Genomic DNA, 14,819 nt, shown 5'->3' on the forward strand with positions numbered 1-14,819 from the left:
GGCGCGCCGTTCGGCTGGCGTTATCTGGCCGCGCGGAACAACACCCAGATCCATTCGGTCACCCCGAGATGACGGCCGACCCCCTGGCCGGGCTCGACGGGCAGCGCCGCGCATGGATCGAAAAAGCCTGGGCGGCGGTAAGTTACAACCGGTTGCGCGAATTGACCGCGGGCCTGGTGGATATCGTCGGCCCGACCGGTGACGAGGCGCCGCTGGCCCGGCACATCACCGAGGTGTTCGCCGGTGCCGGTATCGAAGCCCACACGATGGAACTCGACGACCGGCAGGCGAACTCGTGGGCTCGGGTGCCCGGCACCGGCACCGGTCCCGACCTCATGCTCTACGCTCCGATAGATACCGTGACCAGTGGAAACGAGTCGGAGGACCTACCGTGGGCCGGTGCCGGCCTACGCCCGGATATGCGGCCGCGCGCGGTGGTGGACGGCGACTACGTGACCGGTCTCGGTGCGTCGAACCCCAAGGGGCACGCCGCCTGCGTGGTTGCGGCGGTCGAGGCCGTCCATACCGCCGGGATACCGCTGACCGGCGATCTGATCGCCGCCTTCGGGGCGGGCGGTATGCCGACCGATGCCCGGCCGGGCGTGGGCAATCCGCGGCGCAACACCGGCCAGGGCGTGGGTTGTTCCTTCCTCCTGGAACAGGGGGTGTGGGCGGATTTCGCGCTCATCGCCAAACCCGGATGGACCGTGTCCTGGGAAGAAGTGGGGCTGACCTGGTTCGAGATCATCGTCCACGGCACCCATACCTATGTGGGATCGCGGCACCGGCTGCCCTATCGGAATCCGGTGGCGCTCGCCGGGGCGGTGGCGCTGCGCCTGGAGGAGTGGTTTCCCGAATACTCGCGGGCGCACCGGGACGGGCTGGTATTCCCGCAGGGGATGGTCGCGAATATCCGCGGCGGCTGGCAGCGCACGGCCTCGTTCACCCCGGAACAGGTCCGCATGATGGTGGATCTGCGGCTCAGCCCGCGCACCACCCCGACCGCCGCGAAACGGGAATTGCTCGCCGCGGTGCGCGAGATCGCCGCCGACCTCGACGCCCGTATCGACGTCAGGCAGATCCTGGCGATACCGGGTGAATCGTCGGACCCCGGTATGTGGTTGTGCCGCAGTGCGGTCGCGGCCTGGGAGGCGGTGGAGGGGCAACCGCACCGCGATATCCGCGACGCCAGTGGCGCGACCGACGCGAACATCCTGCGCGGCAGAGGGATTCCGACCGTCCGGGTGGGAATGCCGAAGGTCGCCGACGCTCCGTTCGAAGTCGATTTCGCGAGTGGAATGAACACGGTGGACCTGCGGGCCGCGGAGCGGTTCACCCGGTATCTCGTGCGGGTCGCGGTGGATACCGCGACCCGCACACTCGAGGAAGTAGGAATCGACTGATGGCGAATATCGTGCTGGGGGTGGGCGCGTCGCACAGCACCCTGATGAACACTCACTGGGAGCAGACAACGCACAAGGCGGAGGCGGAGCGTTTCCGCGACGCCCTGTACACCGCACGCGACCGGATCGCCGCCGCGCGCCCGGATGTGGTGATCCTGCTCGGCTCCAACCATTTTCGCGGATTCTGGCTGGACCTGATCCCGCCCTTCACCCTCGGTGTCGGCGAATGCCATGCCAGCGGGGAGTCGGGCACTCCCGCGGGCCCGCAACACGTCGATATCGGCTTCGCCCGGCATCTGGCCGATGCGCTGATCGAGGGCGGCCGGTTCGATCCGGCGTTCTCGGCGCGATTGCAGATCGACCACGGGCAGTCGCACGCCATCCAGTACCTGCTGGCCGGTCTCGAGGTGCCCGTTGTGCCGCTGGTGGTGAATGTTTTCGCGCCGCCGCTGCCGACCTTCGCCCGCTGCGCGGAACTCGCGACGGCATTGCGCGAGGCCGTCGCCGCATACCCGGACGATCGGCGGGTGGTGGTGATCGCCTCCGGTGGTCTATCGCATCGGCTGCCTTGGCCGGACTGGCGGGACCCGCACGGCGACGACGAGGACTTCATGGTGCGGGCCTGGCTCGACGGCCGGGAGAACTGGGCGGACTACGACGTCCGCCGGCGGCAGATCATCCGGGCCGCCGAGGCCGCGATCTCCCCGGAGTTCGACAACCGGGTCCTCGAATTGTTCACCCTCGGTAGAGCCGCCGAACTGGCCGGGTACACCACCGGCGAACTCGAGGACGCGGCGGGCAACGGGGCCCAGGAACTGCGCACCTGGCTGATGATGGCCGCGATGCTCGAGTACATCCCGGCGGAACGGCTGGCCTACGAAGTGGTGCCGGAATGGCTCACCGGGATGGGAGTCGCCGTACTGGATCCGGCGCGGCAACCCGCCGTCCGCTGAACCGTCGCGCAGCGCGGTATTCCCTCTCGACTTCCGATTTCACGAAAAGGATTGACTATGACGATCTGGCACGAATTGACCGGCGTGGATTTCGCTCTGAAAACCGTCGACGCCGCCGGTATCCCGACCCGGGCGCTACAGGCCGGCAGCGGTGCGGAGGCGGTGGTATTCCTGCACGGCACCAGCGGCCATCTCGAGGCCTTCGCCCGCAATATCGTCGCGCACGCGGACCGGTACGAATGTCATGCCATCGATATGCTCGGCCACGGCTACACCGGCAAGCCCGACTACCCGTACGAGATCCCCCGCTATGTCACCCATCTGCTCGACTACCTCGACGCCGCCGGCCTGGAAAAGGTCCATCTGGTCGGCGAATCGCTGGGCGGCTGGGTCGCGGCGTATCTGGCCGGCGACCATCCCGAGCGAGTGCTCTCGCTGCAACTGCTCGCCGCGGGCGGGACAGTGGCCAACCCGGAGGTCATGGAGCGTATCCGCACCTCGACCATCAAGGCCGTGGAAACCGACGATATCGAGCTGACCCGGGCTCGCCTGCGCCTGCTGATGCACGACGCCGCCGACGCGACCGAAGAGTTGGTGCAGGTCCGGCACCGGATCTACCATCAGCCCGATTTCGTGGCCAATATCCACAACCTGCTGTCCCTGCAGAACATGGAGACCCGGCAGCGCAACCTGCTCCGGCCGGATCGGCTGGCGCGGATCTCCGCGCCCACCCTGGTGGTGTGGGGTCAGGAGAATCCGTTCGGCGACGTCCCGGAGGCGGAGAAGCTGGCCGCCGATATTCCGGGTGCCCGGTTGCAGCTCTACCCCGCGTGCGGGCACTGGCCGCAGCACGAACACGCCGCCGAGTACAACTCGCTCAGTCTCGAATTCCTGGCCGAGGCCTCGGCACGGGCGAAGTCGGCCGCCTGATCGCTCGCTCCGCCCCGGAACCACCCGAAGCCGGCCGCGTCCCCGCGGCCGGCTTCCGGCGTCCCGGGCCCCGGTTTCGCGGGTTCCACACCCGCCTTCCCGCACCCACCAGCCGTGTGCGGCGCCGTTTCGGTCGCCGGGCAACCGTACGGCAAAGGCTGGGAAACACACTGGTCACACGCGTGGAATAGATCCGTAGTGGGCCGCTGACACTGGCGGGCCTGCGGGTTACCGCGACGCCGAGGTCCCGGTCCGTACGGCGGACCGCGTTCGTTCGTGTGCTCCCGGGTAGCGGATAGGTTCCCTGTCCATGGCACCGTGAATGCGGTCCAGATCACAGAGCGAGGTACAGATATGGCGTGGCGATCCAGACCGGGCAAGGTGGTCCTGGCGGTACTCGCGGTGGCACTCGCGGTCGCGCTCGGGGCCTGCACCAGACCGGCGACCCGGGATACGGCGACGAACGGGAGCGGGCCGATCCGGGTGGCGGTGGGTATCGACGCCTCGTTCGCGGCGTTCTTCCTCGCGGATCAGGAAGGCATGTTCCGGGATGCGGGGCTGGACGTCGAACTGGTCCAGTTCGGCCGGGGCGGGGAAGCGGTCGACGCCCTGGCCAGTGGCCAGGTCCAGCTGGCGGGTAGCTCCGACACCACCACGATTTCCCAGCTCCGGCAGAACCCGTCGCTGCGGGCGATGTTCGCCTACGAGGCATCCGGTGACTACATCAAGGTGGTGCTGCGCAACGGCATCGCCGGTCCCACCGATATTCGGAAGGTCGGCGTGGTGCCCGGGCTGGGCCAGATCTCGACCGACAAGTACCTGCGGGCCAACGGGGTGCCCGCCGGCGCTGTCGAGATGATCTCGGCCACGCCCAGCGATATGCCGGCGCTGCTCGCCCGCGGCGATATCGACGGCTATGTGCTGTGGGAGCCGTGGCCGAGCACCGCGGAGGCGCAGGGCACCGGGCACGTGGTCGCGGTCACCGGCGATTACGACTGGTTCTATCACCACTGGGCGATCTCGACGCAACCCTGGCTGACCGCCAACCCGGAGCAGGCCCAGCAGTTCGCGCAGGTGCTCGCGGCGGCCAGCGCGCGGGTGGAACAGGACCCTGCGCTCGCCGCGGCGGCCACCAAGGCGGCGGTCAATGTCGACGAGGAACAGACCATCGCCGCGGTCGGCGAGATCGATTTCGGGGTCATCAATCTCGGTGCCGAAGACGTCGAATCGGCGCAGACGATCGTCGATTTCTACCAGGACATCGGCGTCCTCTCGGAGCAGCCCGACCTGCGGTCGGCCCTACTGCTCGATTGGTACAAGGAGGAGAAGAAATGACCGTGACCACCTCGGCCGCCGCGGCCGCCACCGGTGCCCCGGACAAGGGTGTACCGGTGCAGATCCGGGACCTGGACATCAACTTCGGGTCCGCCGAGATCGTCGCCGGAATCGACCTCGCGGTGCGGTCCGGTGAATTCGTCTGCCTGCTCGGACCGAGCGGGTGCGGGAAATCGACACTGCTGTCGGCCATGGCCGGGTTCGTCCGGCCCACCGCGGGTGGCATCATCTGCGACGGCGACGAAGTGGCGGGCGGCAATCCGCACGCCGGAATGGTCTTCCAGAGTTCCGAGGCGCTGTTCGAATGGATGACCGTGGCGCAGAATGTCGCCTACGGACCCCGGATGCACGGTGCGAAGAAAGCCGAGCAGGCGCGGATCGCCGCCGAATACCTGGGGATGGTCGGTCTCCCGCACGCGGGCGCGAAATTCCCCGCCCAGCTCTCCGGTGGTATGCGCCAGCGGGTGCAGATCGCGCGCGTCCTGGCCAACCAGCCCTCGCTCGTTCTGATGGACGAGCCGTTCGGCGCGCTGGACGCACAGACCCGCCAGGTGCTGCAGACCGAACTGGACAAGATCTGGCGGCACACCGGATGCACGGTCGTGTTCGTCACCCACGATATCGACGAGGCCCTGACCCTGGCCGATCGCGTGGTGGTGATGACGGCGGGACCGCGGGCGCGCATCAAGAGCGTCTACGACGTGGCCGCGCCGCGGCCGCGGGATCGGGCGAACCCCGAGGTCATCGAACTGTACGAGCGGCTGCGCGACGATATCCGCGCCGAAGTGGTGGCGTCGCTGCGCAATCAGGGCCTGGCAGAGGACGAGGATCTCGGCGGCGTCCGGGATGTCGAGGAGGAGAAGGCATGACCGCGGTGGCGGAGATCCGGGCGCCGCGCGGCGCCCGCGCGGAACCGGCGCGGCGCGCCGGTACCCGCAACGGCAGCGGCATCCTGCGCACCGGCGCACTGTGGATCGCCTCGGCGCTCATCGGACTCGCCGTCTGGTCGTTCCTGGCCTGGTGGTACGGCCCGACCACGATCGCCTCCCCGGCCGAAGTGTGGAAGGCGGCCGGGGAACTGGCCGACAGCGGTGTGCTGTGGACCTCGGTCGTGGCCTCCGGGCAGCGCATCCTGCTCGGCTGGAGCCTGGGTGTCGTGGTCGGCGCCCCGATCGGGATCCTGATGGGCCGGTTCAACCTGATCCGGCAGTTGCTCGACCCCTATATCGAATTCTTCCGGTTCATTCCGCCCATCGCGTTCGTGACGCTGGCGGTGGTGTGGTTCGGGATCGGCGAGACCTCCAAGGTGGTGCTGATCTTCTACACCTCGGTGTTCATCGTCACCGTGAGCACGATCGCCGCCACCGTCGCCATCAGCGAGAACAAACTGCAGGCGGCGACCAATCTCGGTGCCGGGCGACTGCAGATCATGCAGACCGTGGTGCTGCCGTCGTCGGTGCCGGGGATCGTCACCGGCGCCCGGCTGGCCATGGGCAACAGCTTCCTGACCATCGTGTCCGCCGAGATCGTGGCCTCCGAGCACGGCCTCGGCTCGATGATCTGGCAGGCACGCAACTACGGGCGGATCGACTGGACGTTCGTGGGCATCATCGTGCTCGGCATCATGGGTTTCGTCTTCGACCGAGTACTGCGCCTGGTCTCGACCAGGTTTCTCGGACGCTACGGCGTCAAATAGCCGGCGGCAGCCGGAGGTCGGTGCGTACCGTCCGGTTACCGGTGGCACCGGAACCGATCGGCCGAGTCCGGCCCGGGTTCGACGAGGGCATCCGGGCCGGCGGAACACCGACCGCGCACGGCGGGCTCTTCGGTCGTAGTACCGAGGACCCGCCGTTCGTCGTGCCCGAGGGCGCCCCGCCCGCCCTGTGAACCGGGTCTGTTCACCGGACCGGATTCATTTCTCCGGTGTCGCAACGCTCTTAGCGTGCACGGTATGAACGAATCGCCCCACGCGTCGACCGGGACTGCCCGCGAGGTCGACATCCTCGTCGTCGGCGCCGGACCGGCCGGACTGTTCGCCGCGTACTACGCGGGCTTCCGCGGACTGCGGGTCGCGGTGCTGGACGCGCTATCCGAACCCGGCGGGCAGGTGAGCGCGATGTATCCGGAGAAGGCCATCCTCGATATCGCGGGGTTCCCGGCGGTGCAGGGCCGGGAGCTGATCGACCGGCTGCTGGCCCAGGCCGCGCCGTACGACCCGGTTTATCTGCTGGGGGAGCAGGCGCAGACCCTGCATCACGCGGCCGACGGCCGGGTGGTGGTCGGGACGAGCACCGGGCGCACCGTCACCGCCGGCGCCGTCGTCGTCACCGGCGGTATCGGGACCTTCACACCGCGCCCGCTGGCCAAGGGGCTGGACTTCCTGGACCGCGGCCTCAGCTACTTCGTCCCCGACCTGTCCGCGCATGCCGGCCGTGATGTCGTCATCGTGGGCGGCGGCGACAGCGCATTCGACTGGGCGGTCCACCTCGAACCGATCGCGGCCTCGGTGACCCTGGTGCACCGGCGCGACCGATTCCGCGCCCACGGCGCCACGGTCGCCCGCGTCCGGGACAGCAGCGTGCGCGTACTGGTGAACGCCGACGTGGCCGCGGTACGGGGCAACGGCTGGATCTCCGAGGTCGATATCCACCACCGGGCCGACAAGACCACCACGACCGTGCCGGCCCAGTCCGTCATCGCCGCGCTCGGCTTCACCGCCGACCTCGGGCCCATGACCGACTGGGGTATGCGCATCGAATCCCGGCACATCGTCGTCGACACCCGCATGCGGACCACCGTCCCGCGCGTGTACGCGGCCGGTGACATCACCGACTACCCGGGCAAGGTCCGGCTGATCGCGGTGGGTTTCGGTGAGGCGGCCACCGCCGTCAACAACGCCGCCGCGGCACTCGATCCCGACGCCGAGATCTTCCCCGGCCACTCCACCGAACAGGAGAACTGATATGCCATTCGTCATCGGTGCAGCGTGCATCGACACCATGGATCGCTCCTGCATGGAGGAGTGCCCGGTCGACTGTATCTACGAGGGCGGCCGCAAGCTCTACATCAATCCCGCCGAATGCATCGACTGCGGGGCCTGCGAACTGGCCTGCCCGGTCGAGGCGATCACCGTGGACCGCAAAGCCGACCCGGAATTCAAACAGGACGCGCTGCGGTTCTTCACCGAGGTCCTGCCGGGTCGCGACGAGCCGGTCGGCAATCCCGGTGGCGCCGCGAAGATCGAGGTGATCGGCGTGGACACCACCATGATCGCGGAGTACTGATGAGCGTCCGGTTCGGATACGCCGACACCGCGTTCGGTCAGCTGCACTACGCCGAACAGGGCGCCGGGCCCGCACTGTTGCTGCTGCACCAGACGCCGCGTTCCTGGGACGAGTTCCGCGAACTGCTGCCCCTGCTCGCCACCGATCATCGGGTGATCGCGATGGATATGGTCGGGTTCGGGGCGAGCGCCGCATTGCCGGCGCCGCAGACCATCGAGGCGTTCGCCGCCGGCGCCCGGGCGCTGCTGGACGCCTTGGAGATCCCGGTGGCGGCGGTCCTGGGGCATCACACCGGGGCCGCCGTGGCACTGGAGATGGCCGTCGCGTACGGCGAGCGGGTGGCGGCGTTGGTCCTGTCGTCCTGTCCATGGGCAGACGCCGCCTACCGTGCTGCGCACGCCGACGGACCGGCGGTGGATCGAGCCGAGCGGACCGCGGACGGCGGACATCTGCACACACTGTGGGAGCAGCGCCGCCCGTACTATCCACAGCCCGGAACCGACCTGCTGGACCGCTTCCTGCACGATGCGCTCGCCTTCGGCGTGGACCCGGCGGAGGGACACCGGGCGTGCGCTCGCTACCGCATGGAGGACCGGATCGCCGCCGTCCGGGTGCCGGTGCTGCTGCTGGGCGCCGGGGCCGACCCCTTCTCCATCCGGAATCTGCCGGTCCTGCGCGCCCGGCTGACCGGAGCCCCCGTGGTGGACGACATGGTCTTCGCGGATGGCACGGTGGCGCTGATCGAACGGGAAGCGGTCCCGGTCGCCGCTGCGGTGCGTCGCTTTCTCCGCGAGAATGCGACGATGGACCGGGTCCGCTGAACGGACCCGGTGTGATGCAGGTCGCTGGTGTGTTGCGCTAGCGTCACGAGTCCGGCGAGTTTCGCCGTCCGGGCCCTCGGCGGAGGGCGCCGGGAAGGCGCCAGGAGGTCAGCATGACGGCAGCCGCACACCGACCGGCGGAGCTCGGTCCGGATTTTTCCCTCGAACCGGCGGCGGCCCAGGGCACCGAGATATCGTCGGTGCTCAGCAAGGCGCGGATGATTCTCGACGCCTTCGACAACGAGCATCGCGATCTCGCGCTCACCGAATTGGCGCGGCGCAGCGGTGTCGCGAAGGCCTCCGTGCACCGGCTGGCCGGTGAGCTGGTCGAATGGGGGTTGCTGGAGCGGTCCGGCACCAAGTACCGGCTCGGCCTGCGCCTTTTCGAACTCGGTCAGCTGGTACCCCGGCAGCGGATCCTGCGCGACGCGGCCCTGCCCTATATGGAGGATCTGCTGATCGCGACGCAGGAGACCGTGCATTTCGCGGTGCGCGACGGGATCGATGTGCTCTACATCGAGAAGATCGTCGGCCACCGCGGTCTGCAACAGCAGTCGCGGGTCGCGGGCCGGTTGCCGCTGTACTGCACAGCCACCGGCAAGATGATTCTGGCGTTCTCGCCGCAATCGGTGTTCGCGGAGGTGGTCGAACAGGGTTTCACCGCGCTCACCTCGCGCACCACCATGTCGGTGTCGGTGCTGCGGCAGCAACTCGAGCGGATGCGCCGGGAACAGATCGCGGTGGAGGTGGAGGAGACCCGGCTCGGCTATATGAGCGTCGCGGTGCCCGTGTTCACCGGTCCCCAGACCATCGCGGGCGCGCTGTCGGTCACCGGGCCCACCGCCCGGCTCAATGTCAGCCGGGTGACCGGTGCGCTGCGTACCGCGGGGGTGGGCATCAGCCGGGCGCTGCAGGCGATGCGATGTCACCACAGCTCACCGGACAGCGCGGCGATGTGCACGCCGGCGCTGTGCTCGCTCAACGGGTGCGGTAGGTGAATCCGGCGCCGACAACGCGTGGCGCCGGACCGATCCCGCGACCGATGCGCACGCCGGTCAGGAAGCGTTGGGTTCGGCCGTCCAGGTGTCCGCGCCCACTCCGCGGGCGCGCAGTTCGGCCTTGCGGACCTTGCCGGTCTCGGTGAGCGGCAGCTCGGTCACCACGTCGATATAGCGCGGCAGTGCGAAGCCGGCCAGTTGCGCCGCCGCGAAATGGTGCAGCGCCGCCGGGTCGACCGATTCCCCCGGCCGGGGGACCACGGCGGCCATGACCTCGTCCTCGGCCAGCTCCGACGGCACCGGGAACACGGCGACCTGAGCGACCGCCGGATGCCGCGCCAGCACCTGCTCGACCTGCACCGACGAGATGTTCTCCCCGCGCCGGCGGATAACGTCCTTGATGCGGTCGACGAAGCGGAACCAGCCGTCGGGTTCGCGGACCACCCGGTCGCCGGTCCGCCGCCACGCAGACGGCTCGGGGACGGGTTCCCCGAGATAACCGAGGGCGAAGGCGCCGTGGTGCGCGGTGCGTACCACGAGCTCGCCGGCGTTACCGTCGGCCACCGGGGCGCCCGCCTCGTCGACGACCGCCGCGTCGTAGCCCGGCATGATCGTGCCCAGGTAGCCGGCCCGGCGCGCGCCGGGCGTACTGCCGAGTACGAGATTGGTCTCGGTGCTGCCGAAGCCGTCGATGAGCTCGATACCGAACCGCTCCCGGAACGGCTCGCAGAGGTGGGCCGGCGTGGCGGGGGCCAGCGCGCGGGTGGCCCGGTGCGCGCGATCGAGTTCCGCCGGTGGCCGTCCGGCGAGCATGGCGACCATGGCGCCGAGCAGATAGATCACCGTCGCGTCGGCGTCGGCCACGCGCCGCCAGTGGGCGCGTACCGAGAAGTGCTCGCCGAGCACGAAGGTGGCTCCCGCCACGAATGCCTGGAAGACGGCGTTGATCGCATTCGTGTGGAACAGCGGCAGACCGTTGTAGAGCACATCGTCGGGGCCGAGGTCCAGCGAGGCGCCGACGCCGTGGCCCCACCACAGGAATTGACCGTGCGGACAGCGGACACCTTTGGGCAGGCCGGTGGTCCCGGAGGTGAACAGCACCGCCGCCGGGTCGAGTGCCGACACCGCGGCGGCCGGGCGGGGCCGGCCGTGCGGGCCGGGCGCCGAACCGGTGCCGATCACCCAGGTGACGCCGTCGTATCCGGTCTCGGCGACCCGGGCGGCGAATTCGGCCTCGAGCAGCAGATACCGGGCACCGGAAGAGGTCAGCACATGGGCCAGGGAGTCACCGCGCAGCGCGGTGTTCAGCGGTACGGCCACCGCACCCAGCCAGGCGCAACCCAGCAGCAGATCGACGAGTTCGATGCGGTTGCGCGACAGCGCGGCCACCGGATCCCCGGCCCGGACCCCCTGCTGTGCCAGCGCTCCCGCCACGGCCGCGACGCGGTCCGCGAGTTCCCGATAGGTCAGCGCGGTCGAACCCGCCCGCAGCGCGAGGTGTTCGCCGCGGCGAGCCGCCCGGTCGCGCAGCAGCGCGGGAATGGTCGGGTCCACCGGCAACGAGCCGGGGGCGGAAACTGTCACGGCACACACTCAGGGAGTAACCACCGCGCGCCCGGTGACCTTCCCCTCCCGCATGGCCCGCAACGCGCCGGCGATCTCGTCGAGTGGGAAGGGCTGGACGGCCAGCCGGACTTCGCCGGCCACCAGCATGGCGATCAGCTTCGGCGCCAGCTCGGCCTGCCGGGCGGTTTTGCGGATCATATTGACCGGAAGCAGCGCCACATCGGCCAGCAACCAGTTCGGGAGGTCGATCGCGAGTTCGGTTCCCAGCGTGTAGCCGATGAGGGCGGCCCGGCCGCCGGGCACGATACGCCGCAGCAGGACAGGCAGCAGATCGCCGCCGAGGGTATCGATGAGCACCTCGGCCACGGGCTCGGTGCCCAGCGCCGCCGCGACCTCCGCGCCCCGCCCGACCACCGCACGCACCCCGGGTGGCAGCAACTCGGCCTGGTCCGCCCGCGGCACCACCCCGATCACCTCGGCCGCCCCCGCCGCCAGCGCGAACTGTGCCGCCATCGAACCGACAGCGCCCGAGGCCCCGGAAACGATCACGCGCTCGCCCGCGGCGACCCGGGCGATATCGTGCACCGCGACGTATCCGGTGGTGCTCGGCAGGAAGAACGTGGCTGCGACCGTTGGGTCGAGCGCGGTGTCGAACGGGGTGAAGACCTTGTCTGCCGCGGCCAGATACTCGGCCCAGCAGCCGTCCTTGAACAACCCGATCCCGCCGCCGCGGATCAGCACCCGGGTCCCCGGTGCGAAGGTGTCCGATTCGACCACGGTGCCCGCACCGTCGGTGCCGCCGATATGCGGCAGTTCCGGACGGACGTCGAAGGTGCCGCTCGCGATGGTCAGGTCGAGGTGACCGAGTGCGGCGGCGTCGATCCGGACCAGGGTCTGCCCGGGGTCGCGTACGGGTGGGTCGACGTCGTCGACGACCGGGTCTGCGCCGAAGTCGTGGAGCCGGGCGGCACGCATGGTCTCTCCTCTGGATCGGATGGTGTGGGTATCGGCGAGCGGTCAGGTCAATACGCCACGGGCGCGCAGCCGCTCGATGGTGCCGGGCGAGTACCCCGCGATTTCGCGCAGCACGGTGTCGGTATCGGCGCCGAGCAGCGGCGCGGCGCGGCGCACCGCCGCCGGCCCACCCATCCGGACGGGGGAGCCCTCGTGGAGTACGGGACCGACTTTCGGATGCACCCCGCGCACGTAGTACTCCCGGGCGCGCAGCTGCGGATCGTCCTCCACCAGATCGCGCCCGGTCCGCACCGGTCCCGCCGGCACACCCGCGCGCTGCAATCGTTCGGCGACCACTTCCACCGGCAGCACCGCGGTCCACGCGGTGATCGCCGCGTCGATGGCGCCCGCTGCCGCCCGGCGGGCGGCAGCGGTACCGAACCGGGGGTCTCCCGCCCACTCCGGTCGATCGATCACCGCGCACAGCCGCCGCCAGTCGGTGTCGTCGCGCACCGCGATCGCGCACCAGCGGTCCGGGCCCAGGCAGCGGTACACACCGTGCGGCGCCATGGCGGGATGGGTATTGCCGATCGGTACGCAGGGGCGCCCGGACGCGGTCGACCGCAGCACGCTGGTGCCCATATGTGACGCCATCGCCTCGAGCTGGGACAGGTCGATGTGCTGGCCGCGGCCGGTGCGGTCGCGGTATTCGAGTGCGGCCAGCACCGCGGTCGCCGCCTGTAAACCGGCGACGATATCGCCGTGACCATAGATGACGCCGACCACCTCGTCGGCATTCCACCCGGTCAAAGCGGTCAAACCGGTGGCCGCCGAGACGATGTCGGCGTAGGACACCCATCCGCTGCGCGGACCGGTGTGCCCGGTACCGGACATGGAAAGGTAGACGATATCGGGTCGCAGCGCACGCAGCCGGTCGTAGCCGAAACCCATCCGCGTCAGCACGGTGGAGCTGAAGTTCTCCACCACCACATCGCTGTGTGCCAGCAGGTCGGCGAGCACCTCGAGGCCCGCGGGGGAGCGGGTGTCCAGGGTGATGCTGCGCTTGTTGCGGTTGACATCGTTGAAATAGCCGCTGGTGTCCGGATCGTCGTGGCCGCCCCGGGACAGGTGCATGAACGGTGCGAAGCGGGTCGGGTCCGGTCGGCCCAGCGATTCCACCTTGATCACCTCGGCACCGTGATCGGCCAGGATGCGGGTGCAGTAGGGCCCGGCCAGTACCCAGGTGAGGTCGAGGACCCGCAGACCGGCCAGCGGCAGCTGCCCGGTCGCGGTATCGGATGCCGTGGCACCGGCGGCCCCGATATCGGATGCGGTCGCACCGGCCACCGTGGTATCGGAAGCGGTGACACCGGCCGTCGGCGGTGTGGGCACGAGGCTCTGGTGTTCGCCGGGCCGCGCGACCGCCAGTTCGCGGATCCGGGTGCCCTCCGGGAAGGCGAAACCGAAGCCGAGGTCCCGGGACACCACGCCGTCCTCGACCACGTCGAGGAAGAAGTCGCGATCGTTGAGCTGCGGGTTGAGTAGTAGCTCATCCGGCCGATCGACCGCCGACCAGGGCAGTTTCCGGCTCTGTGCGGCCACCGCGAATTCCTGCTTGGGCCATTTCGCGAGGAAACGCTGGACCACCTCGAAGATGTGGTCCTGGTGGAGTGTGCGCTCCACCGGGTCGGCCCAGCGGGGGTCGGTCAGATCGTCGGCGGAGTTCTCCTGCACCAGCCACTCGAGCAGGGCGTCCCACATCCGGGGACTACCGCCCAGCCCGCCGCCCACATAACCGTCGGCGGCCTGGAAGAGACCATGCGGGACCAGCGGATGGACCCGGCCCGGGCGCGGCGGTATCCGGTCCTCGTGTAGATAGGCGAGCGTGCCGGCCTCGAGACTCGCGGCGACACATTCCTGCGCGGAGATATCGACGACCGGGACCGGGCCGTGGCGCCGGGCCCGCAACCCGAGCAGCGCCCCGACTGCCGCGTTCACGCCGGCGAGCTGTTCGGCCTGATTCTCCGGTAGCGCGAGGGGTGGGCCGCCGGGATCGCCGACCTGGGCGAGCATGCCGCCCAGCGCGGCGACGGTGAGGTCGGTGGCCGCCCAGGCCGCGCGGGGGCCGTCCAGCCCGAACGGGGTCACCCGGACGTGCACGAGTGGGCCGGGTTCCGGGGCGATGGGTTCGGCTCCCGGTGGGCTGCCGTCGAGCAGGACATCCGCGGTGGCGACCAGGCGCGCGAGCGCGCGGCGGCCGGTATCGGTGTCCAGGTCCAGCACCACCGACTTCTTCCCGGCGTGCCAGTGCGCGAACGAACGGTCGTCCGCGTCGGCCCGGGCCGGGTCCCCGCCGGCCGGTTCGACCACAATCACCTCGTAGCCGAGCCCGACGAGAACCCGGCCCGCGAAACGGGTGAAAGGGGTGGACAACTCCACGACCCGGACGGCGGACTCGACCATGATTGCTCCGTTTCTCGGCGATCTCGGCTCGGCCGTCGATGGGCAACCCCGCACCACCGCCGCGGGCCGGCATCACAGCGCACATTGCGAACACCACGCCCCGGCCCGCGAT

General features: G+C 69.8%; 14 protein-coding genes. 11 read left to right on the plus strand and 3 right to left on the minus strand.

The window, feature by feature from the left end; all coding sequences use genetic code 11:
• The first annotated feature begins 68 nt into the window (after window positions 1-68).
• The 11 genes from AB0H42_RS24415 to AB0H42_RS24465 all read left to right on the plus strand — a co-directional run bounded on the left by AB0H42_RS24415 (window position 69) and on the right by AB0H42_RS24465 (window position 9,724).
• Window positions 69-1,403, plus strand: a complete 1,335-nt coding sequence (locus AB0H42_RS24415) for a deacylase (RefSeq protein WP_357059622.1) — start codon at window positions 69-71, stop codon at window positions 1,401-1,403.
• The gene (locus tag AB0H42_RS24420; protein WP_357059625.1) at window positions 1,403-2,356 is read left to right on the plus strand and encodes a catechol 1,2-dioxygenase; all 954 of its coding nucleotides are present in this window, start codon (window positions 1,403-1,405) and stop codon (window positions 2,354-2,356) included. The genes AB0H42_RS24415 and AB0H42_RS24420 overlap by 1 nt, the downstream gene beginning before the upstream one ends.
• A 57-nt stretch (window positions 2,357-2,413) precedes the next feature.
• Entirely contained in the window at window positions 2,414-3,286 is an 873-nt protein-coding gene (locus AB0H42_RS24425) for an alpha/beta hydrolase (RefSeq protein ID WP_357059627.1), read from the plus strand.
• A 354-nt stretch (window positions 3,287-3,640) separates the two neighbouring features.
• Entirely contained in the window at window positions 3,641-4,621 is a 981-nt protein-coding gene (locus AB0H42_RS24430) for an ABC transporter substrate-binding protein (RefSeq protein ID WP_357059630.1), read from the plus strand.
• Entirely contained in the window at window positions 4,618-5,490 is an 873-nt protein-coding gene (locus tag AB0H42_RS24435) for an ABC transporter ATP-binding protein (RefSeq protein ID WP_357059633.1), read from the plus strand. Before AB0H42_RS24430 ends, AB0H42_RS24435 begins: the two co-directional genes overlap by 4 nt.
• Window positions 5,487-6,317 carry an ABC transporter permease gene (locus AB0H42_RS24440; RefSeq protein ID WP_357059636.1) on the plus strand — a complete coding sequence of 277 codons (831 nt, stop codon included), beginning with the start codon at window positions 5,487-5,489 and terminating at the stop codon, window positions 6,315-6,317. The genes AB0H42_RS24435 and AB0H42_RS24440 overlap by 4 nt, the downstream gene beginning before the upstream one ends.
• 41 nt (window positions 6,318-6,358) lie before the next feature.
• Window positions 6,359-6,508 carry a hypothetical protein gene (locus AB0H42_RS24445; protein WP_357059638.1) on the plus strand — a complete coding sequence of 50 codons (150 nt, stop codon included), beginning with the start codon at window positions 6,359-6,361 and terminating at the stop codon, window positions 6,506-6,508.
• Window positions 6,509-6,572: 64 nt separating this feature from the next.
• Complete coding sequence (locus AB0H42_RS24450) at window positions 6,573-7,583, plus strand: NAD(P)/FAD-dependent oxidoreductase (RefSeq protein WP_357059641.1); 1,011 nt, start codon at window positions 6,573-6,575, stop codon at window positions 7,581-7,583.
• 1 nt (window position 7,584) lies between these two features.
• Window positions 7,585-7,905 carry a ferredoxin family protein gene (locus AB0H42_RS24455; RefSeq protein ID WP_357059643.1) on the plus strand — a complete coding sequence of 107 codons (321 nt, stop codon included), beginning with the start codon at window positions 7,585-7,587 and terminating at the stop codon, window positions 7,903-7,905.
• On the plus strand, window positions 7,905-8,726 hold the full coding sequence (locus AB0H42_RS24460; protein ID WP_357059646.1) for an alpha/beta hydrolase: 822 nt from the start codon (window positions 7,905-7,907) through the stop codon (window positions 8,724-8,726). Before AB0H42_RS24455 ends, AB0H42_RS24460 begins: the two co-directional genes overlap by 1 nt.
• Before the next feature lie 113 nt (window positions 8,727-8,839).
• A complete protein-coding gene (locus AB0H42_RS24465) occupies window positions 8,840-9,724 on the plus strand; it encodes an IclR family transcriptional regulator (protein WP_357059648.1) in 885 nt (294 codons plus the stop codon).
• Window positions 9,725-9,781: 57 nt separating this feature from the next.
• Here AB0H42_RS24465 and AB0H42_RS24470 read toward each other — a convergent pair whose 3' ends face one another.
• Genes AB0H42_RS24470 through AB0H42_RS24480 form a run of 3 tightly spaced genes read right to left on the minus strand, consistent with a single transcriptional unit; the run spans window position 9,782 to window position 14,707 of the window.
• A complete protein-coding gene (locus tag AB0H42_RS24470) occupies window positions 9,782-11,308 on the minus strand; it encodes an AMP-binding protein (protein ID WP_357059650.1) in 1,527 nt (508 codons plus the stop codon).
• Between the two features lie 9 nt (window positions 11,309-11,317).
• Complete coding sequence (locus AB0H42_RS24475) at window positions 11,318-12,265, minus strand: zinc-binding dehydrogenase (protein ID WP_357059653.1); 948 nt, start codon at window positions 12,263-12,265, stop codon at window positions 11,318-11,320.
• A 42-nt stretch (window positions 12,266-12,307) separates the two neighbouring features.
• Window positions 12,308-14,707, minus strand: a complete 2,400-nt coding sequence (locus AB0H42_RS24480; protein WP_357059655.1) for a CoA transferase — start codon at window positions 14,705-14,707, stop codon at window positions 12,308-12,310.
• Window positions 14,708-14,819 lie beyond the last annotated feature (112 nt).

The organism is Nocardia sp. NPDC050799, assembly GCF_040654015.1.
GTDB lineage: Bacteria > Actinomycetota > Actinomycetes > Mycobacteriales > Mycobacteriaceae > Nocardia.